Genomic DNA, 26,961 nt, shown 5'->3' with positions numbered 1-26,961 from the left:
TTCATATCCTAGTTAAAGCATGATAGTAACTTAGCTCATTTCTTTTTTAACTACCGCTTTAACACGGTCAATATCACCTGAAACGTCTATATCCGGTTTCTTCGTGAATTTAGAAACAATGATTGTTACTAACACACTGGCAATCACACCAGGGATGATTTCATATAAGTTGAAGAAGTCATTTGTTTCACCTAATGGTTTTGCGAAGACAATCCATAAAATTACAACAACTGCACCAGCGATCATACCACTGATTGCACCTGTACGACTTAAACCTTTCCAGTAAAGTGACATTACAACAAGTGGACCGAATGCGGCACCGAAACCTGCCCATGCATTACCTACTAGGTTTAAAATTGTGTCGTTTGGTGACCAAGCAATTGCGATAGAAATAATCGCAACAACTAATACTGATAAACGACCTACTAATAAGAATTCTTTTTGATGTTTCTTCGCAGCTTCTTCACCACGGATTAATTTGTAGAAGTCTTCAGTCAATGAGCTTGATGTTACAAGTAATTGAGAAGAAATTGTACTCATAATCGCAGCCAAGATTGCAGCGAGTAAGAAACCGCCGACTAATGGGTGGAATAAAATTTGACTCATTAAAATAAATAATGTTTCTGGGTCTTTTAATTCAACGCCTTTATCTTGAATAAACGCGATACCGATTAAGCCCACGAATACTGCTCCAATTAAGCTGACAGCCATCCAGCCGATACCAAAACGACGTGCTGTTCTTAATTGTTTAACAGTTTTAATACTCATGAAACGCACGATGATATGAGGTTGACCGAAGTAACCTAAGCCCCATGCGAAGAATGAGATAATTCCGACAATTGTTGTCCCTTTGAATAAATCTAAGTTTGTCGGTTTTAAATCTGTTACTGTATTGAATGTGTCTAATCCATTTAATTTAAGTAATGCGACAATCGGAACCATAATCATCGCAATCAGCATAATCACACCTTGGAAGAAGTCAGTCAGTGATACTGCTAAGTATCCACCAAAGAATGTATACGCGATAACGATAACTGAAATTAAGATTAATCCTAAACGATAATCCAATCCGAATGCACTGTCGAAGAGTTTACCGCCTGATACCATACCCGCATGTGTGTATAGGGTAAAGAATACGACGATAATGCCTCCTGAAATAATTTTAATCAAGTTAGAATGGTCAGCAAGACGATTCTTGAAGAAGTCTGGCAACGTAATTGCATCACCAGCTTGTTCTGTATATACACGTAATCTCGGTGCTACTACGAAGTAGTTGATATATGCACCAAGTGTTAAACCAATCGCAAGCCACGCAGCTGAAAGTCCAGTAGTATAGACCTCACCGGGTAGTCCCATGATCATCCAACCACTCATGTCGGATGCCCCTGCGGAGAGTGCCGTTACGTATGGCCCAATGCTACGGCCGCCCAGCATGTATTCACTGACATTTCCTGTTGCTTTCTTATAACCATAGTAGCCGATGACTAATAAGATTAAGAAATACAAAGCAATCATGATATACGTTTGCCAGTCTGGGTGTACCTGTTGTCTCAGTGTTGCTCCTAAAGTAAACATGTCTAAAATAAACATCCTTTCAAATTATTTGGAATAAAATGTACGGATCGTTCTTAGGCATAGCAATGACAAGGTTCAGAATCTAAATCAAAGTTACAAAGCCAAGATGACTTTGAATAACTCCCCATTCACCCTGAAATCTTATTTTAATTAACTCATTGCGCACAACTTCTAAAAGTATGTCCCCACATACTTACCCCTAATGAAGTACTTAATCTATTCAAAAAAGCAGCTAAAACAATTCTCCCAAGTTTCGTAAGCAAATGCCTTTGTTTATGTAACGTTGTATCAAATAGTATTTATACCGCTTTTTTTAACTAAGATATTTTCATATACCCTACTTTTTAGATTAAGAACATTTGAGTTAACTAAAATATTAACCTGAAATCCTTTATCCCTTGCAAAAAATTGCTTTTAACTTTTTAGCAAAGATGTTTCTTAGCTTAACACAATGATATTTTTACGCAAATTTAAGTCGGCAAAAAAGCCACTTTCTCGCCCATTTTAGACATTTTTTTATCTGCGTTCGTCACTTAAATACCAACGGTTACAGCGAAATCTAAAAAAAATTTCAAAAATTTTTCGTTTGACAGCGTTTTCTAGTTGTAATCAAATTCTAATATAATTTATTTATCCTTCTAAAATGCCCTCATTTCAACCCTTAACAAACTTAAAGTAATTGTAATATTCAGAATTCTAATTGAAAATATTTTACACTGTGGTAATATATAACCGGATTACACAAATACTGTCATTGAGCATTGCACAGTAATAGATGGTTACTTACTATCTCAAAAGTAACGCAACATCTTTTATGACAGTATCATGTGTTGTAGTACCTAAAATAGATGAACTTCTAAAACTGAAAGGAGCATTATTATTATGCGCACAGCCAAAAGTATAGGCGACACCAGAACAGAATCAGACGCATCAAATAATAACAGAGATTTAATTTTAGGAAAGACAAGGGACACATTAAAGCACTGTGATCAAGATATAGTTAAACTACTTAACCAAAGCCAACTACATTTAGAAGCCATCCGAGAGTTTATCAATCATACAGCAACAGCTATTCAGGCATTAACAAAAAATAAGCGTGTTAAAACAGGCATCATTGTTACAGAAGGTATCCAAAAAATTTTAAAAACTACTTGCGACATTCAACCAAAGTTATTTAACACACAGCTACAACAATCAATCCCTCTCATACAACGTCACTTAAGAAGAGAAGTTTCAGAACATATTAACTATCAAGGCAAGATTCTTAATGGTCTTGATTTCGATGAAGTAGAAGACATTATACGCAACTTTAAAACTGAAGGCGTAGAAGCAATTGTGATTTCATTTTTACACAGCTATCAAAATAATGATCATGAACGCGCAACAAAATACTATATCAATAAATATCATCCAGAATTTACTGTCACATATTCTACTGAATCAATTGAACACCTTCATACAACTTAAGCAAAAGCATTTGAAACTTATTTAGTCTGCACATCTACTTTACTCTATTAGAGTATTAATCAAATGAAATATATAAATGGTATAGGAAAACCATGTTTCATCTCAGTTATGAAACATGGTTTTCTTATGCTTATTCCAACTGGAATCTACACAATTCCAACAATGTGCTGCCAATAAATTTTAGACATCCCTTCTACTCACCTCAGACAAACCTCAGTCTGTCTCTTATCTATCCAATACCACTATGAAATCCATACTTATGTATAAAAAAGCAGTACCTCCTACTTTAAGGAAGCACTGTTTTATTGTGTTATTGCTTATTTTTCATTTAATTTCAAAGTATCCGCTGATGCTTTACGTACTTTGTTTAATAACTTCGTATCCTCAATTAATGATTCGCCATAAGATGGAATCATTTCTTTTAATTTGCCTGACCATTGTTCTAGGTAGTCAGGGAAGTTTTGTTCAATGATTTCTAATGCGACTGATACTGAAGTTGAAGCCCCTGGTGATTCACCTAACATTGCGACTACAGTGTGGTCTTTAGAGTGAACGACTTCTGTACCGAATTGGATAAAGCCGCGACCATGTTCTTGTGTATCTTTGATTACTTGAACACGTTTACCTGCAATGTGTAAATCCCAATCTTCGTCTTTCGCATCTGGTACGAAACGACGTAATTCTTTCATACGGTCTTCTTTTTTCATCAACATTTGTTGGATTGAATATTTAACAAGTGATAAGTTTTTAACCCCAGCAGCTGCCATTGTTAATAAGTTATCACGATTCAATGAACGGAATAAGTCTAAGTTTGAACCGTGTTTCAAGAATTTAGGTCCGATTGCTGCGAATGGTCCGAATAATAAACTTTCTTTTCCACGTACATAACGACGGTCTAAATGTGGTACCGTCATTGGTGGTGTGCCTGGCGGCTCTTTACCGTAAACTTTCGCATCGTGTTGTTGTACGATTTCCGGTTTGTTACATACTAAGAATGCACCACTGATTGGGAAACCGCCTAAGTTTTTACTTTCTTCAATACGTGTTTTTTGAAGTAATGGGATTGCGGCACCACCAGCACCGATAAAGATATAGTCTGCCACATGTGTTTCAACATTGTCAGTATCTAAGTTACGTACTTCTACTTCCCATTTCTTATCAGCACGTTGTTGGAAGCCAACGACTTCATGACGATAGAAAAGTTCTGCATTGTCATGTGTTTCTAAGTTTGAAGCTAATTTACGTGTTAACTCACCAAAGTTAACGTCTGTTCCTTTATCAATCTTACTTGCCGCAATCGCTAAGTGTGGAGAACGGCCTTCCATCATTAAAGGCATCCATTGCGCAAGTTTATTACGATCTTCAGTGTACTCAATGTCAGAGAACATCGGTAAATTTTTCAATGCTTCATAACGTTTCTTCAAGAATTGAACATTTTTCACACCTTGAACGAAACTGATGTGTGGTAATGGCGTGATGAACTCACGTGGGTTTTCAATCGCATTCGTTTTCACTAAATGTGACCAGAACTGTTTTGAAATCTCAAACTGTTCATTAATTTCTTTCGCTTTTTCCACATCAATTGAACCATCTGGCTGTTCAACCGTATAGTTCAACTCACATAATGCCGCATGCCCAGTGCCAGCATTACTTGTATCATAAGAACTTTCCAACCCAGGACCATCTAAGCGTTCAAATAACTTGATGTTCCAGTCAGGTTGAATTTCTTTTAAAAATGAACCAAAAGTGGTGCTTAATACCCCTGCACCAATCAAAATAACGTTTTTTGATTCTGCTTGACTCATTTCTTAACCACCTTCCTCAAATTAAATGTCCGGTCATCTGATGACTTAAGACGTAATGATTTACTTATTTATCTTAAACTATCTCACACAAAAACTAAAACATTATGTTTATGAATTATTTGCTTAAAACGAATAAGCGTAACTTGTTACACTTTTATGATAAGTGATATTCATTCTCACTGTCAACACGCAATATAACGCACTTAACAATTAGGAATGAAATCACATCACTTACGATATAATGCACTGTCTTTTAATAACGTATGATAGACTGAAATTATGAACTCTAAAATGAAGAGAGGAGTCACATCATGTCTAAACAAAATGACGATTATATTTACTACACCGATGAACCAACCAACCCTGAACATTACATAACACCTAACGAAACACATGAACCAAACAGAAAAAAATCAAAGCGATCTCATCCTGACAACATACGTCCAAAAGGCAGACGTTGGCTCAACATTATCTTATGGATTGTCTTTATGTTTTTATGTACGACACCCACACTTGTCGCAATGTTTTTAATCGGATTTGTCGCTATGAATCCCCATGGTAATCCGCTCGCATTCACAGGTATTATTGTAGGCTACGTCATTTGGTCAGCACTAGTTATCTGGTTACTCGTCTGGTATTACCGTAAAAAAGGTTATGAAAGTTTAAAACCCCTTGGTTTTGTAGACATTGCCTGGAATATTCTATATTTCATCGCCACACGTATTTGGACAGCACTATGTGTTGTCGTCATGGCAGTGGTTTTTGGTGAACAAGGTTCAGAAAATGATGAATTACTGTTAAAACAAGTTCAACATCTACAGGACTTCACAAATCCGATGATTGTGATTGCACTCATCTTATTCGTGTTCCATCTGACATTTGTCGGACCATTTTTAGAAGAAATCACCTTCAGAGGTATTTTCAAAGAAACGATTTTCTCTAGATTCTCATTCTGGTTGCCGATGCTGATTTCTTCAGCTATTTTTTCAATCAACCATGCCAGCACCAACATCGTAGGTTTCTTACTTTATATGGGAATGGGTGCTTGTTTCTATCTTGCTTATCAACGCCGTCGCAATCTTTGGGACAGTTACATGGTCCATGCGTTAAATAACGGAACCGCAAGTATCGCGATTATTATCGGTTTATTATTAATGTAGTGACCTATGATTGATTTAAATATTCTATATGTATACACAAAAGGAGCACCTTAATGGATGCTCCTTTTGTTATTGAGTTATCTATCAATTAATCTTCTACTTTAATCACAATCTTACCTTTCGCATGACCTTGTTCTGAATAATCGAGTGCACGTTGCGTATCATGGAATGGATAGACCTTATCAATGACAGGTTTGATTTCGCCTTCTTCAATAAGGTTCGTAATTGTACGTAATTGCGCATCACTCGGATGCATTAAGAAGAATTCATAATACACATGATGTGCTTTCGCAAGCTTACGAACATGACGAGACAAATACCAAATACCTGCACGTTTTGCTAAATTTAAATGCCAGGTATCTGCGAATTTCATAGTCGGCGGTCCGACTAGTGAGGCAATAGATCCGCCTGGTTTTAATATCGTAAAGGCTTTTTCTAAGTTTTTGCCACCTAACGTATCAAAGACCCCATCATAATTAGATAAGACATCCCAGAAATTTTGTTGTTTATAATTAATAATTTCATCTGCGCCGAGTGATCGAACTAAGGATTCACCTTTTTCACTGACAGTCGTCGCGACATGTAAGCCCATCACACGGCCTAATTGAATCGCAAAGGTACCAATACCGCCTGAACCCGCTTCAACCAACACTTTATCTCCTGCTTTAAGATGCATGATTTCATGGAAAGCCTGATAGCTCGTTAAACCAACTAGCGGAATACTCGCCGCTTCCACAAAATCTAAGTTCTTCGGCATCAACGCAATATCATACTGATTAATCGCAAAATACTGCGCAAATGTCCCCATATTATTTTTGCCAGGTCGGCCGTATACCTTATCTCCGACTTTAAAGTTTCTAACGTCTTTCCCTACTTTCTCCACAACGCCTGCCAAATCATTGCCGAGTACTAGCGGAAATTTATGTTTAACGACTGCTTTTAAATCACCATCACGTGTTTTAAAATCTACTGGATTCACACTGGCAGCTTTCACACGTACTAGGACCTCTTCAGGACCAGGCTCTGGTACAGGTAAATCAATCATCTCAACAGGTTGTTTCCCATACTTTCGAACAGCCATAGCCTTCATTGTTTCTGACATATTTTCCAACTCCTTCGTACTTATAACGTTTATCTCTTACATGAATGTTATCCTTCTATACCCGCCTTCCCACGTTGCTTATGCATTGAGCGTAAATAAAAGCACCGCTTCACTCTCTATCGTGTAGCGGTGCTTAACCTTACGTTATTCATTTAACGTTTTTTCAATGTTTGTTCAATGGCTTGAAGTTTATCTACAAACTGTACAATTTCCTCAGTACTGAAATGTCCTTTTAAACATTCACTGACAATCCAAGCCATTTTTTCTTTGACTTCTTCTAAAAATTGAATACCCTCATCAGTCATTTCCATTAATTTAATACGCTTATTATCTGAAGCTGCTTGTTGTACCAGCCCCATTTTTTCTAGTTTATGAATACGTTTAGAAGCTGCAGTTTTAAAGATATCTTGTAAGTCAGCAAGTTCATTAATCGTTAATCTGCGATGAGAACGGATCATAATTAAAGCTTCTAATTGCTCTCGTGAAATCATATGTTTCAATCCTGTTTCTTGAAGCATATCTGAAATGTATTTATTGATATTCATTAAACTCAAATCAAATCTAGTTAATGCTTCTTTCATTTCGTCATTCATGATTGTCCCTCCAACTTATTGCGCTTCACTCACATTTTATCATTAGTTGAATTTCATTTGGAATAGTGGTTTGCCACGTTTGTTAAACCAGATTAATACTAGATATTGAATCAACACCGCACCTAACGCAATACCAGAAAGGATTGCGGCTACAAAACCGAAAGTAAAGTGGCCTGCATTCGTAAAGATGGCTTCACGGAAACCTTGAATCGCGTAAGACATCGGTGAGAATGGGTGGATGAATCGGAAGAATGCGGCTGACATTTCAATCGGGAACATTCCTTCACTTGAGCTTAATTGCAGTACTAACAATAACATCGCTAAGAATAAACCGACACGATCTAATAATAATACGAGTAAAGAAGTTACTGCGATTGCCGCAATCGCCCATAAGAACATGACTGTTAAGAACTTACCTATGTTTTCAATATCTAAACCGAGTCCGAATTTCACCCATAGACTTAACATGATGGCACTGAATGAACCTTGTAAGACATATAAGAACACTTTACCTAACCATTGTTTCCATGGTGCGACATCTTGACGTAATGTTTTAGTTAATGGATAAATTGCCGCAAAAGATACAGCACCTACAAATAAACCTACACTTGCCATATAAGGTAAAACTGTTTCGCCATAGTAATCTGCTTTAGTAATATTGTTTTCTGTTACTTTCTCAATATCATTCAATGCTTGTTCATTTTCATTTTCAAAATGGACATTCGTTTGTTTTTCTACTGCTTGATCAATTTTTTGTTTAAGTTGTTCATTATTTTGTTGAAGCTGTTGTAAGCCTTGTGTCACTTGTTCATTACCTTGAACTAACTGTTCACCTTGTGCGCCTGCCATAGGTGCCATTTGTTTTAAACCTGCAGTCACCTGTTCATTACCATTAATTAATTGTCCTTCTGCTTGAGACATTTGTCCTAAAGCCTTCGATGTATCTGTATAACCTTGTTTAGATTGTTTATTAGCCGCAAATAATTCATCTAAGTATTCTGCACGCACTGTATTGCGAATCGATTTGGTTACAGTATCAATCGCTTTTTGTGCCGCTTGACTGCCTGTATAACTTGAACCTGGGTTCACTTGTGTTTCTAATTCAATTTTCTTTGGATTTTTATTTAATAATGTTGTCGCATTTTTAGATGCATCTTCTGGAATAATAATTGTTCCGATAGCTTTGCCGTTCTTTAATTGTTTTTTCGCTGTGTCTTTAGATACTTCTTGGAAATCGAATTTTTTATTATCTTTAAGTTTCGATACGACTTCGTCTCCAATATTGATTTTCTTGCCTTGAAGTGTTGCTGCTTTATCTTCATTAACAATAGATATTTTCAATTGGTCTGTCTTATCATATGGATTCCAAATTGACCCCACAAATAATGCTACATAAATCAGAGGTAATAAGCCTATCGCAATCAACGCAACAATTAACATCTTATTATTTTTGATAAATTTTAACTCATTAAACATAAGTAACTCCTTCTCCTTTATAGTACACCCCATGTACTATGATACTTTTTAAAACGTAAAAGCTTGATACCCCAACACTTTTACGCATTTATTTTCCATTATTGATTTGTTATTTTAAATAGTACACCCTGTGTACGTTTTCTAATATTAAACCTATTGTTGATGATTGTCAACAATAAAATACACATTTTTTCTCTTTTTCTTTTCACTCTTAAATATACAAGCTTTCATAATGTTTACTTAAATCGACTTCATTTCAAATGACTCAAACAAGGTAGATGATTCATTACACACTCGCTTCAATTATTAAATCATATTTTAATAATTTTATGTTATTCTAATTTTAAAGTTAATCACTCATATAAAGAGAGAGGTGCTGATTGAATATGAAGAAACGCTATGTCATCGTTCAATATCTATTAATCATACTGACAGGAATATTGTTACTTAATAGCTTGTTTAATCCTGATCAGATAATAAAAAGTTATATCAATATCGTTCTTTTTATTTGTGTAATGTTATTAGCATTGATTGCTTGGATAGTCGGACGTTTTAAACACCCTAAGCAATGAACGCTATAGTATTAACTACCAAAAATGAAGTTGATTTTTTTGAAGAAAAAAGAACGTCTAACTATTTAGACGTTCTTCCCTAATTCTAATCTATGTGCCGCATCTTGTGCGAGTGCTTTTAAATAACGAAATGGATGTGCAAGTGCTTCTGCTTTACTGATTGAAGCATGGTCGTTTGGTGGTCTGTCATCTAGGCCAGTCACACTGAAGACGTGATCAATCCCATGTGTTTTAACAGCTTCATAGCCTTCTCCAGTTACGCCGCATAACGCAATAACAGGTATGTTAAATTGTTGAGCTGTTTTCGCAACACCAATCGGCGTTTTCCCATAAATTGTCTGTCGATCGATTTTACCTTCGCCGGTAATACAAATATCAGCATCTTTCAGACGTGCTTTTAACTGTGTTTCATGTAAAACAATATCGATACCTCGAGAAAGTTCTGCAGCTAAAAAAGCAACTAACGCAATACCCGTACCACCTGCAGCCCCTGCTCCTGGCACATTAGAATAATCATGTTGAAACGTTTCTGTTAACACTTGATTGTAATGTGTTAAAGCTTGTTCAAGTTGTTCAATATCTTTTGGTGAAGCGCCTTTTTGTTTAGCGTACGTATGAGTAGCACCTGTGGGTCCAAGTAATGGGTTATCAACATCACAGACTACTTCAAAAGTTACGTTTTTCAGCCGTTTGTCTAAATTAGAAATATTAATTTGCGCAAGGTTGATTAGAGCGGCACCACCTTCAGGTAAGTTGCCACCTTTCTCATCAAGGAATTTTACGCCAAGTGCTTTCATCATACCTGTTCCGCCATCATTGGTCGCACTTCCGCCAATACCGAGAATAATTTTTTGTGCACCTTGATTTAGTGCGCTTAAAATCAATTGCCCTGTACCGTATGTAGAAGTCACAAGCGGATTACGATGTTTGAGTTCGATTGTTTCTATACCAGAAGCTTCTGCGAGTTCAATAATAGCCGTTTTATTTTGTTCAACATATGAATATTGTGCATCGATAATTCGGCCTAAAGCGTCTGTCGCTTTTACAGGTTTCATTGTTCCGCCTAAGGCATCATGGAGCGACTGCATCGTTCCTTCACCACCATCAGCCATCGGTACTTTGTCATAGATGACCGTTTCAGGCAAGACTTCCTGTAGTCCTAATTCTATGGCTTGTGCCGCTTCAGCCGCTGTTAAAGTTTCTTTAAATGAATCTGGTGCAATCACAATTTTTCGTACCATTCCATGATTCCTCCTTCTTTTTTCATCTTCATTATAGCGACATTTACAATATGCATAAAGGATGAGTTATACCTGACACAACTTTTATTGCCAACGCATACGGGTAAATATAAAGAAAGAGGTGAATACTATGGATAGACAAGTTGTCTTAAAAAAGATTAAAGATATTATGAAAGCATCACGTATTGGTGTACTTTCAACTTCCTATGACAATAAGCCAGATAGCCGATATATGATTTTCTATGACCAAGAATTTGATTTATATACGAAAACTAGTACAGACTCAGTAAAGATTGAAGAAATCGAACAAAATCCTGTTGCGCATATTTTATTAGGCTATGATGATACGAAAAACCATAGTTTCTTAGAAATCTATGCAGACTTAGAAGTCACTGAAGATCCAGATGTATTAGATTGGATTTGGGACGAACAAGATAAATCGTTCTTTGATTCTAAAGAAGACCCTAAACTTTGTGTCATTAGAGCTATTCCAAGATCTATTAAATTAATGAATAGCGATTCAGAAGATGGACCGCAATATGTAGAATTTAATTAAGCTATAAACATGACAAAACCAGCATGCCTGTTTGAAACATCACATGCTGGTTTTGTTTATAGTTTATTGTTTTAAGTTTAAAGTTATTTGTATGATTTCATGACACGACGGTAAATTTGACCTTTTTTCAAGCGACTGACATATGCACGTTGGTGCAATGAATAATGCTTTTTACGTACAACTTCAAGGATTTCACGATACGCTTGAGCTGCAACTTCAATAATGGGGCGTGCATCTTCGTGGAAGTAATCTAAATGACTTAATGCATTATGATACATAGCATCCGCATCTTTGGCGTAACTTTCCCATAAATCAATATAATTTTGTGTCACACCGTCTTCATATACTGCTTTTAAATCAACATTATATTCTTTTAAGCGATTTGCGCTTAAATAGATACGGTTATTTTCAAAGTCTTCACCGACATCACGTAAAATATTTGTGATTTGTAGGGCTTTACCAAGTTCTATACCGATTTTATCTGCTGTCTCATAATATTGTTCATAAGCAAGTACAGGTGTCAGTAATTCACCAATCGTACCTGCCACGCCGTAACAATAGGCTTCTAGCTCTTCATCTGTTTCTAATGCTGTCATAGTCAAATCGCTTTCCACGTAATCCATTAATGTTTTAAAGGCATGTAATGGAACAGGATAAGATTTTAATGTATGACGAAACGCACGCATCACAGATGCGTTACTATTAAAGTTCACATTTTCAGAATCTCCATCGTAGATGTGTTCTAAATCTTCACGAATCGCATCTAAGCGTTTTGGATCTTCATATTCATCTATACTGTCATCTATCATGCGACATACTGCATAAATCGCCCACACTGCTTTACGTTCTTGTTCAGGCAGACTATTAAACGCATAAGAGAAGGTTTTTGAGTACTCTTCCATTATCTTTCTGCAGTATTCGTAATCATCATTTATTAATTGTTCCATAACATTTCACACCTTGCTGTCATTATTCCTACTAGAGTCAATTACCCTCTATTTGAAATTTTAATAATAAGTTAAGTTATTCAGTTAACCAAATCTGATTTAATTTGAAACTTGTGTTACATGTTAAGCGAAAATCAGATAAAAGTCATTTAATAACCTACCACTTTTCTCAAATTTTTTAATACTTCTGATTTTCTGTCATGCATTCTTCAAAATTGAAGAATTTAATAAGTACTTACTTTGATATTTAGTCGCAAGTGTATAGATAAATGACAAGAGTTCATCAGATGTTGTTTTCTCTGATTCGAAGTCCGCTTTCAATGTTTGGTGTCGATTTTTTTCAGTATCATCCGCTTCTTTCTTAAAATAGCCCCACATATGATCAAACGTATTAATGACGGCACCTTTAGACGGAGGGAGGGCTAATGCTTCATCAATCAAGCGTTGTAATACCTCACCTTCTACATTATCTTTCATAACTGATCTGATTTGGTTATAGTGTGCTTGGCTATGCCACATGACTTCATATTTATATTCACGCCATAATTTCTCTTTCTCGTGTTGATTCAAGGACACTTCCTCCTCATGTTTTAACTTTGAACAGAGTTAGTATTCCCTAATAGCCGACAAGCAATGCGATGGACATGGCAATTGCACAAATAATAACCCACAGCAGAATCAATTTCCAAGCGAATTTCAACCACTGTACGTATGAAATTTTCGCAACTGCGAGTGCACCCATTAAAATGGCAGAAGTCGGAAACAGCACATTGCTGATGGAATCACCATATTGGAAAGCAAGCACCGTAAGTTGGCGATTAATATCTAGCAAGTCTGAAATCGGCACCATCAAAGGCATTGTAGTCAATGCTTGTCCTGAACCAGATGGAATGAAGAAGTTAAGGAAAAACTGGAAGATAAACATCACAATAATCACAATAGACGATGGGACATCATTGAGTAGTGTAGTCATTCCATGAATAATAGAATCAATAATTTTACCTTGTTCTAAAATAACGACAATGCCTTTCGCAAAACCGACAATCATTGCGCCAAATAAAATGTCTTTCATTCCTTCAATAAAAGCATCAAAGGTACCATTCATACCTAAGTCATTGACAAACCCTGCAAGCAAACCTGCCAAAACAAAGTTTGCGCTCATTTGATTAAAAGACCATTCATAACGAAAGATACCATAGACGTTAAACACAATAGTTAACGCAATAATACTTAATGCGAAGGCTTGACGTTTGGTAAAGCGTTCATATTCTATAGCTTTATGACTTTGACCTTCTTCTTGTTCTAAAGCATAAACGACACTTTTCTTTGGATTACGTTTCACTTTTCTAGCATAAAGCATTACCGAACCGATCGCTGCGGCTAGAATGAATATATAAATGATGGAACGTAACCCCCAACCTGAGAACATGGGAAGTTCAGCAACGGTTTGCGCAACACCGACTGTAAATGGATTCAACATACCTCCAATAAATCCACTTGCGGCACCTAAAATCACCATCGCGGCTCCTGTCATCGCATCATAACCTAGGGTTCTCGCAATAATTACACCGATCGGCACAAAGATAATGGTTTCTTCTGCTAAACCAATTGAAAAGCCTAAAATAGAGAACACAATCATAGTTAATGGAATCATTAAGATGCGCGAAGAACCTAATGTTTTAATCGCTTGGTTAATCCCGTTTTCAAATGCGCCTGTTCTATGTACAATACCGAAAGCACCACCAACTAAAAAGATATAAAAGACAATTTCTCCTCCTGTCAGTAAACCTTCAGGTACTGCACGGAATAAATCTAAAAATGACACCCCGTGTTGTTCAATACTATGATATGAACCTGGGACTACTAACGTTTGTCCCCCTTTATCTACGCGTTTATATTCCCCTGCTGGAATAATATACGTCAAGACGCAAGCAATGGCGATAATTATCATTAACAATGCATACGTATGAGGTGTTTTTAATTGAAATTTTGAAGATGAATCTTTTGAATTTTCCTTTGTATTTTCTGTCATACACATTCCTCTTTCCCACTATTAATTATCTGAATTTTCTTATTTTATATAGTATAGCCTATTTCTGAATCATTAGTCGGGAAAATTTAGTATCGTTGTGTATTTGAAGTAAATAGAAACATAATGAAAAAGCTGACCGGTTATACTTTCGGTCAGCTTTCAATTCATCATGATTCAATTATGAAGAAGGTTTATCTTCTTCGTGTGGTGCATTCGCGGCTGCTTTTGCTTCAACACGTTGTGCTTCTTCTTCAGCTGTTACTTCTCGATGTTCTTGTTGTTGTTCAAGTGCTTTAACATCTTGTGGTTGTTGATTTTCAGTTTCTTGAGTTTTAGCCGCTTGTTCTTCTTTAGCTTTCGCTTCTTTTTGTTTTTGTGCTTCCCATCTAGCTTCTTTTTCTTGTTTTTTCAATTTACGTTTCTTTTCTTCACGCACAGAGAAGACAATGAAAATAATGGCTAATAAAGGGAATGACATACCTAACCAGAACATATAACTCACTCCAATTCTGTAGGGAGACCCTGTTATTTGTATTCTTGTTTATCATAACATGTATGCTGTTATTTTTTCACTAAATCCTTTCTTATCGCCCTTCCTTGACTTACATCTAGAAAGTCGATAGATTAAGGTTAATGACAAATATAAATGCACTAGGGGCGTTTTATAACTGAGATGAAGCATGGCTTCAGACCCTTTGAACCTGATCTAGCTGAAACTAGCGTAGGAAAGTGTGAGTACATAACTAAGAAAGTATGGCTAAGAATGTCTGAGTCTATACTTTCAACTCGCTCTGATACGCACAGCTCTAGATAGGTTGTGTGTTTTTTTATGTCTTAATTTAACTAAAGGGGCGATTTAAATGGCAAGAACAATTTTAGTAACAGGCGGCGGACGTGGCTTAGGTGCTGTAATCAGCCGTACATTAGGCGAACAAGGTTTTAACGTTATTATTAACTACAACCAAAGTAAGGAAGCTGCCGAAGCATTGGCTCAAGAAATTGATAATAACCGTGCTGTCGCAATTCAAGCAGACGTTACTGACCGTGAAGCTGTAGAGCGTTTAGTCAAAGAAGGAACAGAAACATTCGGTCGTATTGATGGTGTAGTGAACAACGCATTGATTGGTTTCAAATTTGATCCGACAACACAAAAATCATTTAAAGATATGGACTGGTCAGATTATCAAAATCAAATCGATGGCACATTAAAAGCTGCATTCAACGTTGTACAAAGTGTGGTACCTCAATTTATTGAAAATCAACGTGGCAGTGTTGTATCTATCGGCACAAATTTATACCAAAATCCTGTTGTTCCTTATCATGAATATACAACAGCGAAAGCTGCATTAATTGGTTTCACACGTAACATTGCAGCAGAGCTTGGCCAATATGGTATTAATGCGAATGTTGTTTCAGGCGGATTGCTTAAAACAACGGACGCTAGCTCAGTTACTACACCTGAAGTCTTTGACTTGATTGCGCAAAGTACACCACTACGTAAGGTGACAACACCGCAAGATGTCGCAAACATGGTGGCTTATCTTGTTTCAGAACAAGCAGACGGTATTACAGGCCAAAACATCACTGTTGACGGCGGATTAACAATGAACTAAGTAACAATATTAAACACGAGGTGAATAACATGCCTACGCAGAAAGAAAAACAACTGCACATTGGCGTTTTATTATATGGATGCGGCCATCATCAAGCCGCATGGCTGATGCCTGATTCAAGTGTCGAACGTATCGGCACCATCGAGTATTATCAAGATTTAGCTCAAATCGCAGAACGCGGTTATTTTGACGCGGTGTTTTTCGCGGATAACCAATCCTTCCCCGCAAATAATGACACCACGATGCCTGCGTTCTGGTTTGACCCTATTGTCAATTTAACTGCAATTTCGCAGGTCACAAAACATGTCGGGTTAGTCTCAACGATTTCCAGCACATTTTCTAACCCTTATACGGCTGCACGTCAGCTATTAAGTTTGGACCATATCACTGGCGGTCGTGTCGGTTGGAATTTAGTCACATCTATGACGGATATTGAAGCACAAAATCACAGTATGGAAGGTCTGCCTGATCATACAGCACGATACCAAAAAGCAGATGAATTTGCGGAAGTCATGAATCATCTCTTCGAGTCATGGCAAACCAATGATTTTAAACACGATCGTAAATACAATCAACTGATTGATTCAAAAGCAATAGAACCTTTCAATCATCAAGGAGAACACTTCCAAGTTCGCGGCCCTTTATCTACACCCGCAAGTCCACAAGGTAAACCTGTCGCAATGCAGGCTGGCGCATCTAAACAAGGCGTGGCACTCGCAGTTAAATATGCAGATGCAGTTTACTCTGTTTCTTGGAATATCAAACAAGCAAAACAGTTCAGACAACGCTTAGATGATGAAATCAAACGTACCGGTCAGACTGACCGCAACCTCAAAGTCTTCCCAGGTCTGGTGACTTATGTCGCAGAAACCTATGAAGCAGCTTTAGAGAAAAAAGCGGCGCTTGATAATCAACTACCGATTGAAACAGCGCTAAATCAACTCAGTTTCTTTGTCCAACAAGATTGTCATAGTTGGGATTTAGATGACAAAGTCCCAAACTTACCTCCTGTCTCTGAATTTACTGGGCCTGTAGGTCGTTATGAAACAGTCCTTGAGATTATCAGAGATACAGATCCCACTGTACGAGAGTTATTGGGGTATTTAAATGCAGGTGGTGGTCATTTAACATTGATTGGAACACCTGAAGAAATTGTGGATGAAATGGAACATTGGTTCAAAGAAGGTGTGGCAGATGGTTTCAACTTAATGCCTCCTACCTTGCCGGATAGCTTAGATGATTTTGTGCATATGATTGTTCCAGAATTACAAAAACGCGGACTTTACCGAAAAAACTATACAGGACACACATTTAAAGAACATTTAGGAATTTAAAACAGGGCCATTCGGCTCTGTTTTTTTATACGAAATGTAAAACATACTTGACATTATTTAAGCGCAGCAGTATTCTAAAAATGTCAAATAAACTTTACATTTCAGGAGGGACATCATGATATTACTTAAAATTATCATCCCTATTGTAACCTTAGTTGCTTTCGCATTTGCTTGGAGAGGCTTCTTAAAAAATTATATGCCTTCAGAAGCAGTAGATGTTCAAACTGAGTCTCATTATGACGAACGTCAAACTAAAATTATTTTAGAAGTACTCGCAAAGACTTTTATCATTACTATTCTTCTCATTACATTCGCCTTTCTAAATCGTACGCTTGGTTTAGTCAGTGCACATAGTTTTATCTCGAAATATCCTGAAGCTGTCTTTTTAGTTATTATAATGGGAAGTTTAGTTTATAATTATGTAATCGTTAAACGAAAGTATTCATAATAGACATAGAGTGATGAGAAAATACACCTACAAAGGGTGAGAGTTATGAAAAACAAAATAAAATTGTATCGCAAACAAAATGGGATGTCTCAAGAAGCACTAAGTAAAAGTGTCAATGTTTCGAGACAAACGATTAATGCGATTGAAAATAATAAGTATGATCCTTCTTTAAGCTTAGCTTTTAAAATCGCTAAACAGTTTAAAGTTACAGTGGATGAATTATTTTCATAATAAAACAGGCCATGAACTCGTAATTTTGTTCATGGCCTGTTTTATATGTCATTATTTAAAGACTTTTTGGTATTGGACGTAACCAGAAATATAGTGTTCGATATCATCAATGCGTACACGATAACCATGGTGTTTGATAAAGAACGAACCAAGAATACGTTGTGGATTTTTAAAGTACATCGCAAGTTCTGGATAGAAGTATCCTGTACGCTGATAATCTGCACGTTTATGAATCGTTGTCATTAAATCATCTACGTTAATCAATCGATTTACGATTTCCCCAAAACCTTTTTCTCTGGCTTTACGTACAATATGATACGTTGCCATCAACATCTCCATGAATGTTGGGAAAGTTGTAATACGATTCTTAATGTAGTCTAAATAACTAGAAACATTTCTAATTCCAAATTCTATATATTTCGCTTCAGGCGCAATTTGGATTAATTCATTCGTACAATAACCTAACCAATGATCATGGTTCTTCCAGTAACTTTGTGAAATGAATCGTTCAAACATATGACGTACTGTTTCTAACCATTTTTCATTCTGATCAACTTGATAAAGTCGTAATAATCCTAACGCAGCTTCACCATCATAATAAATCACACGGAACTTTTCTTTAACTTCTAGACTAGGATATTGTAAGACATGTACAGTTTCAGCTGTTTCACTGTCAATCATTGAAACCATACCTTCTGCCACTTGTTGTGCAGCTTCTAAATACTTCTGGTTACCTGGTTTTATTTTTAGATACTCACAAATCGCAAAAACAAATGCCGCATTTTGACCTAGTTTAATTTCATTAATATTTTTGGTGTCATCAAATATATGTGCGACTTCTCCTTGCTTGTATAAGTAATTGTCGATTAAGTAATCAATCGCTTTTTCAGCAATAGTGATATCTTTGTTTAAGTAATGTAATCCTTCCATTAGCGCATAAGTTGAAGAAGCATGTCTCAAATTATTATAGAAACTGATTTTCTTATCGAAGTGTGGAAAATAACCATAGATAAATTGACCGCTTGGTTGTAACTCATTCGCAAGATAATCTGTCGAAGTTTCCAACATTTTATCAATTTCTTGTGACAAATCTTCAACATGACGTAATCCTTTTTCACGGCCCTCTGCGGCTAGTTCATAAACCTCATGATTTTCAATAAAGTAACCCTTTGTATAAAACTTTTTAATCGGCTTACCCATATAATCTTGATGTCTATAGAATTGTTTATGTTTTGTATATTTCTTCAAATAGTTATTGATATTATCCTCAGATAAGAAGAAAGACTTTTTATCTTTAGTCGGTCTGACAAAGGCATTAATATTAATTTCTTCTGCCATGAAAGTTAAATTCCAATTCTTATCACAAGCAATTCCGTAATCAATATAGTTTCGACGTGTCTCTTCTAAATCTCTTTTAACATCTTCAAAGACAACTTCTTTCGTACGATAAACAAAATCAATTTTAACCCACTTAGGATACTTACCAGCTTTCTTTTTAAACTGTTCATATTGTTTCGTAATATCTCTTTTAAGATTACGTGACTGCTTAATCAATTTTACAGAAGCTTTCATATTGGGATTACCTAAACTAACAAACACATAATCTTTACCTAATAGCTGTTGATCTGCTTTTTGTAAAACTTGTTCAATCTCGTTGTTAATTGTCATGTCCAAACCCCTTCTCATTCAGTATGTATAAATGGGCCGGAACAAAGTCCAGCCCACTATTTAAATAGAATTATTGTTCTTTATTTTTCTTACGGCGTCCGAATAATAATGCAGAACCTAGTGCTGCGAATAAGCCACCGAATAATGTAGCTTCTTTATTATTATTCTCTTCACCTGTGTCAGGTAATTCTTTATCGCCATGACCTTCAGCTTGTGCTGGTTGTTCACCATTTGAACCTTGTGTAGTACCTTGTTCTGGAGTGCCAGGGTGTCCTGGTTCATCTGGATTGCCTGGTTCATTTGGTTCAACAGGGTAATCTGAATCTGCGTCTGCGTCGGCATCAGCATCGGCATCCGCGTCTGCATCTGCGTCAGCGTCAGCATCGGCGTCAGCATCGGCATCTGCGTCGGCATCAGCATCTGCATCGGCATCGGCGTCAGCGTCGGCATCTGCGTCTGCATCGGCGTCTGAATCTGCGTCTGAATCTGCGTCTGCGTCGGCATCGGCATCGGCATCAGCATCGGCGTCGGCATCTGCATCTGCATCGGCGTCAGCATCGGCGTCGGCATCGGCATCGGCATCTGCGTCAGCATCGGCATCGGCGTCTGCATCTGCATCGGCATCGGCGTCAGTATCAGCATCGGCGTCGGCATCTGCATCGGCATCTGCGTCGGCATCGGCATCGGCATCGGCATCGGCGTCAGCATCTGCATCTGCATCTGCGTCGGCATCCGCGTCTGCGTCTGCGTCGGCATCGGCATCGGCGTCTGCATCGGCATCAGCATCTGCGTCAGCATCGGCATCTGAATCTGCGTCGGCATCTGAATCTGCGTCGGCATCAGCATCGGCGTCTGCGTCTGCATCGGCATCTGCATCTGCGTCTGCGTCTGCATCGGCATCAGCATCTGCATCAGCATCGGCGTCTGCGTCGGCATCTGCGTCTGCATCAGCATCGGCGTCGGCATCGGCATCTGCGTCTGCGTCGGCATCGGCATCTGCGTCAGCGTCGGCATCCGCGTCGGCATCTGCATCTGCATCTGCGTCTGCGTCGGCATCTGCGTCAGCATCCGCGTCGGCGTCAGCATCTGCATCCGCGTCGGCATCTGCGTCTGCGTCTGCATCTGCGTCTGTATCGTCACCGTCTGCTTCACCAGAACCACTATTGTAAACGTTGTAGTTATCCCATGTGTAGTAAGTATGACCTTGGCCATCATTTGTCGCATCTGAAATCATTTCTGATCTTGTTTTGATTTGTTCACGTGAACCGTCTTGAGCCACGCTATCTAAAACAATAATATAGCGACTTCCGTTTGAAGTTAAGTCTTGGAAATCTAGTGATAGAACTTCTCCACCATTTTCATCTACTGAATATTGTGGGTTGAAGTTGTAAATCGCATCTGGATTATTTGTAACGTCTACCAAGTTTGGATTGTTTTCATCTACGTAGAAACTTGGGTTCAGTTGTTCACCATTTCTCACTTCGTAAATCTTGAAGTTTGTCACATCTGGATTTAATTGTGCTGAACTTTGAGCTGGTGTGCCGTCAGCTGTATCTGGCCAATAATTGTATAAGTTCACTGTCGCATTATACGATTGTTTACCTTGTGGGTTTACATATACAATTTGTCTATATTCACCAGTGTTTCTATCAGTTGTAGTGATAAAGCTATCTACGTTTGATGGGTATGGTGAATCTGAAGTTCTGTAATTGATATCAATATCAGTACTGTATGTTTCACCAGCTACATTTGTTTCTACTGGGTATGTGCCGTCTGTTGGCGCAGCTTGTCTATCCGCATATAATGGAATTTCAAAATGACCTGTTACATTATCATGATTATTAACATAATCAGAGAATGTGTATGTTAGTGAGTTTGAATCAGGATTAAATGCGCCTGTTGCAACTACTTCAGTACCATTCATCAAGTCAGGAATTTTAGAACTGCTTGGTGTACTGTTTCCGTAGTAGTTCAAGTACTCTGGGAATTGAACATTGAAGTAGTCTCCAGCTTGAACACTGTCAGCAATTGCTAAATCAGCTGACATATATGTTGATTCACTATCGTTCGCTTGAATTGAGTTTGGACCGATTTGAATATTTGAAGCTGTTACGTCTCCATCAACATTGTTGCCAGTCGGTGCTGCTTGCGCTAGTGCAAATGTTTGTGCAGCTCCTTCTTGTGTAGGTTGTTCAGTTGAACGTGTTGCAGTTGTATTTGTTGGTGCTGCAAGTACTTCAGAACTATCTTTTTGATTTGAGTAATCTTGTACTGATTTATTCAAATCTGCTGGATCAGCTGTATTTGAAGTGTCACCTACTGTTGCTGCTGTAGTAGCGTTTGCATCAGATAATTGCGCTGCATTTGGATCATATGCTGGTTGTTCAGCATCTGATACTGGTGCTTGTGCAGTTGTTTGTGCATCTTGTTGTGGTTCAACAGATTGCGCTTGTTGCGTTGTTGTTTCATTAGCTGGTGCTGTTGCATTTTGTGCAGCTGTATCACCAGTTGTTGTTGTTTCATTTGTGCCTGTTGTTGGAGCTTCAACTGGCGCAACAGGTGTTGAAGCATTCAATGCATTTTCCTGTGTTGGTTGTGCATCTTGAGTTGATTGTGATTCTTGTTGTGCTGATGTATTTGTTGTTGATGTTTGCTTATCAACTGTTTGGTCAGTATTTGTTTCAGTTGTTTTCGGCTCAGTCGTAGTTGTGTTTGCTGTATTTGTATCTGTTGTTGTTTGAGCATCAGTTTTTGGTGCTTGTTCTTTAGCTGTTGTATTTTGTTCAGTCGCAGTTGTATCTGCAGTTGTTTCATTTGTTGGTGTTTTTGTTTCTGTAGTTGCTGGTGCATCTGCTTTTGGTGCAGTTGTCTCTGTCGACTGTTGGGTAGAATTAGTTGGTGCTTGTTCCCCTGCTACAGTTTGCTCTGCTTTTGCATCAGTTGTATTTGTTGCTGATGTATCTTGAGCTGGTGTTTGATCTTGTGTAGCTGTTGTTTCATTTGTCGTTGTGCTTTGTGTTTTTGTTTCAGTTGTCGGAGTTTGTTCTTGTGGTGTTGACTCTGTAGTTGTAGTGACGTTCGTTGTCTCACCGCTTGTAGTATTTTCTGCGGCTTGTGCGTCATTCGCATTCGCAAATAATGTTGCCCCTACAATAACTGAGGCAGCCCCTACAGTGATTTTACGAATTGAATAACGATTGCGTTTGTTGAAAAAGTCTTGATTATTCAAGAAATCCCTCCTACTTATTTTTGTAAGGCCTTACCCTATTATGTTACACAAGTGAGCAATAAATAAACAATTTTGCATTAATTTGACAATTTTTTTATTTTTCAGACACATTTTGTCCAAGTTTGATTAATCCCATGCAATTGGTTAGATTTATATTTATATAGAACTCATCTTTTTTTATAAATTACCTACCGATTATTTTAAAACTAATATAGTTTTGTCATAAATCACATTTTAATTCAAAATCCATTTTGAGAATAAAATAAAAAGTCTAAGGCTAACCCCAGACAAAATTAACCTCAGACTTTTCTTGATAAATATGATTTTGCTTCATCTTCACTTTCAAATCCTGTGAAAATAATAACTTGCTTACCTTCTTTTATAATGCCATGACGACCGTATTCACCAATGACTATTCCACCTTTATCATTCTCAAATAATTGGTTTTGTCCATATTTTAATAAGGCGAGTAAGTCATCTACACTGAACGTTTGACGCTCTTTCATTCTGAAACGCCCTGTTAAGTTAATCGCTACAGAATCAGACATTTTTAATTGTTTAACCAATTCTTGCACATGTCTTTTTCTTGCTTGATGCGTTGGATACAGTTCATGTGCTAATTGATAGACTAACGATGGATGTGGTGTGTCATTCATGGCTTCTACTAGATCCCTCCACGAAAGCTGCATACCTTCATAGTAAGTGTCATTGTTTGTAGGCCATTGTTTGAGAGTAACCGTATAATTTTGAACTTCTCGTTGTTTTGCATCTAGGTAGTAAATAATCGGTGTCAAACCTTCTATTGTGGCTGAACCATAACGATTAGATTGCGTTTCAATCTGATCAGTTTCTAAATTATAAATAAGATATGCGCGCCCTTGGCTAGCAGCCGCTTCAAAATGCTTCTCTTCGTCCCCACTTCTCTCATAATGCAGTAAAGCATTTTGAAGCTGACTTGCGACTTTGGGAAACTCTGTTTGAGTTACAGAAGATTTCATCAACACTAAAGCATCTTGATTAATCAAATAACATAAATCTTTCAACATTAAATCTTTATTGTGATACCACGTAATATATTTACCTTTAACTTTATTCACTACTTTACGTAATGGTTGATCCATACATAAAATATAATCCGCTTCAGACTGTTCTAAGGCAGGCACTAATTCAGCATGCACGCGGTCAGTCTGCTCACCTAAATCACTGATTTGACCTAACGCAATAATTTTATGTCCTTTAAAGAATGGCGCTTGTGAATTAAACGCATCAATCGCATTCAACATTGCAGGCAAAGAAGCATTATGCGTATCATCAAGTACCGTAGCTTCTTCATGCAGACTTTTCACAGGTCTGAATTCTAAGACCTTCTTAAAAAGTTGAGTTTGCGCTAACTGTTTCAAGTGTTGCTTTACATCAACTTTCAAATGTTTCAACGTTAATAATACTGCCAAAGCATTCTCAACCATGCCCTTACTGACAGAAGGCACTTCAAATTGATAACCATCATTCGTTGTCACTTCTACTGCTTTTTTCACAGGTTTGATTTGTGTCGTATAAATGTCTGCCGAATTATCTTCAGTACTATAACGAAATACATGTTTAGTATGAATTGATGCAGCTTGTTTCAGCTCATTTTGATGGAGTGTGTCACCATTATAAATCGCGATACCGTCTTGATTTAATCCCGCAAAAATCCTTGATTTGAAAGCTACAATTTCTTCCGTTGAACCAATAGTGGATAGATGTGCAGAGCCGATTCCTGTGACAATCGCAATTTGCGGTTTCAATACTTCAGCCATATTTCCACGATTATTTAACGCATTTAAAGACGTTTCGAAAACCGCAATATCTGGATTAGACGCTAATTTACACATATGCAAATAAATGGCACTACGTGTATTACTGTTCCCTCTATTTTGTTGGACTTTATAAGGTTGTAATGCCGCACTTAACATTAAGCGTGTCGAGCTTTTACCCATGGAGCCTGTCAACGCAATGACTGGATTATGATAATGTTTTCGAATATGTAAGGCTAATATTTTCATAGCTTTAATCGCATTTCTCACTACAATTTGCGGAATTTGATGTGCTAAATCTTCTACATAGGTTTCAGTAATAATCAAACCAATCTTTGAAACATCTTTTGGGATTTGCGCATTACCATCTTTCATCACTTTTGATTTCTTTAAATATTGTTTCCATGATGCTTCACTGATAGAGATGAATGCGGTTGATTCTGACTTAACATGCAGCATTTGATATTCAAAATCATCAATAGAATTTTGTTCCTTTCCTTGTGCATCAAATAGTTCTGTATCTAAGATTTGTGCAATCGTTTCTAATGTATACATGATGACCTCCAAAAAGTAATAGTTTTGCATTGCTTCAACCTTATGGTTTATTGTATAGATAATCTTAACAATTTACAGGAGGCTTTCAGCAATGACCACAGAGAAAGATAAAAGTCTAGATGAGATTAATCAGGAAATAGAAGAAGAATTAAGAAACTATGATCCTGATAAAGAAGAAAAACCAAAGAGAAGTGTACTCTTTACCAAACCCAGACTCATCGTTCTATTAGTTGTTTTAGGACTTGCGCTGTACAGATTACTTCACTTCTTTTTCTAATTATCGGTAGGTGTAAATAATTAACGTTACTATATCATATTCAAAGTCAATGTGTGTCGTGCAACTGGAAGTCTGTGTATGTATTCCTTACTTCCAGCGTTGCCACATGTTTAATAGGTTGCCAATTTTTTAAGTTATATGCCACCTAATAAACATTTATATTACTGACGTTATTCTCACTTTAACTTTTCTAAATCTACTAAAAGTATGATACGCTCAATAAAACTTACCTCTTAATAAAGGATGGCGTCATTTATGAAAGTACTGTACCACGCAATGTCCATTTTAATTTTATCTGTCTTTTTATTCGGCTTATTCAGCCTGACCGATTTATTTTATACCCATCATCTCGCAAGTTTATTATTAAATGTGGATTTTGTGCCAGGCTTTTTTGATGTGAGCTTTGGGCTTAAATTCATCTTACATATTGTCTTTACCACAATGATTTATGTCGTCTTTCAAGCCATCCGGGACTCTTACGTCTATCCAGCAGGTATTCTGATTATAATCGTATTATTCGCCGTTATCTATCCTTCACTTATTACTTGGTCTATTAACCCAATCTACCAATTTCACTGGATTGATTATATTGTTTGGATGATAGGTCACACTATCTTCATCTTCTTAGTCGTTTTCATTCTGCGCTTCGAGAAAAATTTATGGTATTAGAATCAATAATTTCATTTTAAATGAAAATAAGCCGCCTCTGTATGAGACGGCTTAAATATTGATTGAATTAGTATTTATATGGATCTTCTTCTCTTGTACGTTCATGTGAACGTTCTTGTGCGAATTCATTCGCTTTATCATAGTTATAGTAACCATCTTGAGTTAATGAAGCTGCTTTTGGTTTTCTGCTGAATAACATGATAGATGCGATAATCCAAAGAATCGCTGAAATCCAGTTACATAATAATGCCACGATACCTGCGATTAATAATAAGATAGCTGCTGCTTTTGCTTTCTTGCTGATAAAGATTCCGCCAACAATAGCTAAAATCACCGCAATTACATTAGCCACTAATACGAAAGTACCGAGTACTTGCATACCTGAAGCTACTTGTGAGATTTCTTCATACGTTAAGCTGGCATCACTTTGCTGCATACCTGCTACAAAGTCATCACTTTGCATTAATGGAACCATTAAAGCCACAAATAATACGATTAACGCACCGATTCCGACACCAATCCATGTTAAGACATGCTCACCTGTTCGTTTGATCATATAAAACCCTCCCCCTATCTCTTTAGTATTGTTAAAAATTTTATAAGCTTACAATTATC

General features: G+C 37.1%; 23 protein-coding genes and 1 riboswitch. Of the genes, 9 read left to right on the top strand and 14 right to left on the bottom strand.

The annotated features are described in order from the left end of the window. Positions 1-30: 30 nt before the first annotated feature. Positions 31-1,575 (bottom strand): sodium/proline symporter PutP, encoded by a 1,545-nt coding sequence (gene putP, locus MUA87_RS00950; RefSeq protein WP_002480104.1) that lies wholly within the window; start codon positions 1,573-1,575, stop codon positions 31-33. 882 nt (positions 1,576-2,457) lie between these two features. Here putP and MUA87_RS00945 point away from each other — a divergent pair. Then, positions 2,458-3,042 carry a hydantoinase/oxoprolinase N-terminal domain-containing protein gene (locus tag MUA87_RS00945; RefSeq protein WP_262551095.1) on the top strand — a complete coding sequence of 195 codons (585 nt, stop codon included), beginning with the start codon at positions 2,458-2,460 and terminating at the stop codon, positions 3,040-3,042. Positions 3,043-3,359: 317 nt separating this feature from the next. Here the strand turns inward: MUA87_RS00945 and mqo are convergent, their stop codons facing one another. Continuing rightward, positions 3,360-4,847: a malate dehydrogenase (quinone) gene (mqo, locus tag MUA87_RS00940; RefSeq protein ID WP_107578863.1), complete on the bottom strand. Its 1,488-nt coding sequence runs from the start codon at positions 4,845-4,847 to the stop codon at positions 3,360-3,362. A gap of 311 nt (positions 4,848-5,158) precedes the next feature. On the opposite strand from mqo, the gene MUA87_RS00935 reads away from it, so the two are divergent. Next, entirely contained in the window at positions 5,159-6,007 is an 849-nt protein-coding gene (locus MUA87_RS00935; protein WP_262551093.1) for a CPBP family intramembrane glutamic endopeptidase, read from the top strand. A gap of 88 nt (positions 6,008-6,095) precedes the next feature. Here the strand turns inward: MUA87_RS00935 and MUA87_RS00930 are convergent, their stop codons facing one another. The 4 genes from MUA87_RS00930 to MUA87_RS00915 form a co-directional block, all read right to left on the bottom strand. After that, positions 6,096-7,097, bottom strand: coding sequence for an NADP-dependent oxidoreductase (locus tag MUA87_RS00930; RefSeq protein ID WP_060804749.1), 1,002 nt, complete (start codon positions 7,095-7,097; stop codon positions 6,096-6,098). Positions 7,098-7,261: 164 nt separating this feature from the next. Further along, entirely contained in the window at positions 7,262-7,702 is a 441-nt protein-coding gene (locus tag MUA87_RS00925) for a MarR family winged helix-turn-helix transcriptional regulator (RefSeq protein ID WP_023014738.1), read from the bottom strand. Between the two features lie 42 nt (positions 7,703-7,744). After that, the gene (locus tag MUA87_RS00920) at positions 7,745-9,178 is read right to left on the bottom strand and encodes a YhgE/Pip family protein (protein ID WP_262551091.1); all 1,434 of its coding nucleotides are present in this window, start codon (positions 9,176-9,178) and stop codon (positions 7,745-7,747) included. A gap of 637 nt (positions 9,179-9,815) precedes the next feature. Further along, positions 9,816-10,991 (bottom strand): glycerate kinase, encoded by a 1,176-nt coding sequence (locus MUA87_RS00915; RefSeq protein ID WP_262551089.1) that lies wholly within the window; start codon positions 10,989-10,991, stop codon positions 9,816-9,818. A 130-nt stretch (positions 10,992-11,121) separates the two neighbouring features. Between MUA87_RS00915 and MUA87_RS00910 the strand changes: the two genes are divergently transcribed. Beyond that, positions 11,122-11,547 carry a pyridoxamine 5'-phosphate oxidase family protein gene (locus MUA87_RS00910; RefSeq protein ID WP_023014741.1) on the top strand — a complete coding sequence of 142 codons (426 nt, stop codon included), beginning with the start codon at positions 11,122-11,124 and terminating at the stop codon, positions 11,545-11,547. 83 nt (positions 11,548-11,630) lie between these two features. Here MUA87_RS00910 and MUA87_RS00905 read toward each other — a convergent pair whose 3' ends face one another. From MUA87_RS00905 to MUA87_RS00890, 4 genes are all read right to left on the bottom strand, one after another. Further along, on the bottom strand, positions 11,631-12,494 hold the full coding sequence (locus MUA87_RS00905; RefSeq protein WP_060804678.1) for a phytoene/squalene synthase family protein: 864 nt from the start codon (positions 12,492-12,494) through the stop codon (positions 11,631-11,633). Between the two features lie 198 nt (positions 12,495-12,692). After that, positions 12,693-13,070, bottom strand: coding sequence for a YbgA family protein (locus tag MUA87_RS00900; protein ID WP_372510742.1), 378 nt, complete (start codon positions 13,068-13,070; stop codon positions 12,693-12,695). Between the two features lie 40 nt (positions 13,071-13,110). After that, entirely contained in the window at positions 13,111-14,526 is a 1,416-nt protein-coding gene (locus tag MUA87_RS00895; RefSeq protein ID WP_262551087.1) for a YfcC family protein, read from the bottom strand. A gap of 178 nt (positions 14,527-14,704) precedes the next feature. Then, on the bottom strand, positions 14,705-15,019 hold the full coding sequence (locus MUA87_RS00890; protein ID WP_262551086.1) for a hypothetical protein: 315 nt from the start codon (positions 15,017-15,019) through the stop codon (positions 14,705-14,707). Between the two features lie 150 nt (positions 15,020-15,169). Beyond that, a riboswitch (TPP riboswitch) is annotated at positions 15,170-15,271 on the top strand. Between the two features lie 115 nt (positions 15,272-15,386). On the opposite strand from MUA87_RS00890, the gene MUA87_RS00885 reads away from it, so the two are divergent. From MUA87_RS00885 to MUA87_RS00870, 4 genes are all read left to right on the top strand, one after another. Further along, entirely contained in the window at positions 15,387-16,139 is a 753-nt protein-coding gene (locus MUA87_RS00885; RefSeq protein ID WP_057510273.1) for a 3-oxoacyl-ACP reductase, read from the top strand. A 29-nt stretch (positions 16,140-16,168) separates the two neighbouring features. Then, positions 16,169-17,473 (top strand): LLM class flavin-dependent oxidoreductase, encoded by a 1,305-nt coding sequence (locus tag MUA87_RS00880; RefSeq protein ID WP_262551085.1) that lies wholly within the window; start codon positions 16,169-16,171, stop codon positions 17,471-17,473. 115 nt (positions 17,474-17,588) lie between these two features. After that, on the top strand, positions 17,589-17,921 hold the full coding sequence (locus MUA87_RS00875) for a hypothetical protein (protein ID WP_002480120.1): 333 nt from the start codon (positions 17,589-17,591) through the stop codon (positions 17,919-17,921). A 45-nt stretch (positions 17,922-17,966) separates the two neighbouring features. After that, the gene (locus tag MUA87_RS00870; protein WP_002480121.1) at positions 17,967-18,152 is read left to right on the top strand and encodes a helix-turn-helix transcriptional regulator; all 186 of its coding nucleotides are present in this window, start codon (positions 17,967-17,969) and stop codon (positions 18,150-18,152) included. 51 nt (positions 18,153-18,203) lie between these two features. Here MUA87_RS00870 and MUA87_RS00865 read toward each other — a convergent pair whose 3' ends face one another. The 3 genes from MUA87_RS00865 to MUA87_RS00855 form a co-directional block, all read right to left on the bottom strand. Beyond that, the gene (locus tag MUA87_RS00865) at positions 18,204-19,820 is read right to left on the bottom strand and encodes a poly(glycerol-phosphate) alpha-glucosyltransferase (protein ID WP_262551084.1); all 1,617 of its coding nucleotides are present in this window, start codon (positions 19,818-19,820) and stop codon (positions 18,204-18,206) included. A 70-nt stretch (positions 19,821-19,890) separates the two neighbouring features. Next, a complete protein-coding gene (locus MUA87_RS00860; RefSeq protein WP_262551083.1) occupies positions 19,891-23,049 on the bottom strand; it encodes a fibrinogen-binding adhesin SdrG C-terminal domain-containing protein in 3,159 nt (1,052 codons plus the stop codon). A gap of 299 nt (positions 23,050-23,348) precedes the next feature. Further along, on the bottom strand, positions 23,349-25,400 hold the full coding sequence (locus MUA87_RS00855) for a Mur ligase family protein (protein WP_262551082.1): 2,052 nt from the start codon (positions 25,398-25,400) through the stop codon (positions 23,349-23,351). 91 nt (positions 25,401-25,491) lie between these two features. On the opposite strand from MUA87_RS00855, the gene MUA87_RS00850 reads away from it, so the two are divergent. Next, complete coding sequence (locus MUA87_RS00850; RefSeq protein ID WP_002480125.1) at positions 25,492-25,677, top strand: hypothetical protein; 186 nt, start codon at positions 25,492-25,494, stop codon at positions 25,675-25,677. Positions 25,678-25,932: 255 nt separating this feature from the next. Further along, the gene (locus MUA87_RS00845; RefSeq protein ID WP_002480126.1) at positions 25,933-26,346 is read left to right on the top strand and encodes a hypothetical protein; all 414 of its coding nucleotides are present in this window, start codon (positions 25,933-25,935) and stop codon (positions 26,344-26,346) included. A 67-nt stretch (positions 26,347-26,413) separates the two neighbouring features. Here the strand turns inward: MUA87_RS00845 and MUA87_RS00840 are convergent, their stop codons facing one another. Next, entirely contained in the window at positions 26,414-26,902 is a 489-nt protein-coding gene (locus MUA87_RS00840; RefSeq protein ID WP_002480127.1) for a DUF4064 domain-containing protein, read from the bottom strand. Positions 26,903-26,961 lie beyond the last annotated feature (59 nt).

The organism is Staphylococcus simulans (assembly GCF_025561465.1).
Taxonomy (GTDB): Bacteria; Bacillota; Bacilli; order Staphylococcales; family Staphylococcaceae; genus Staphylococcus; species Staphylococcus simulans.
Note: the sequence above shows the minus strand (reverse complement) of the source record. Positions and strands in the feature narration are given on the sequence as shown.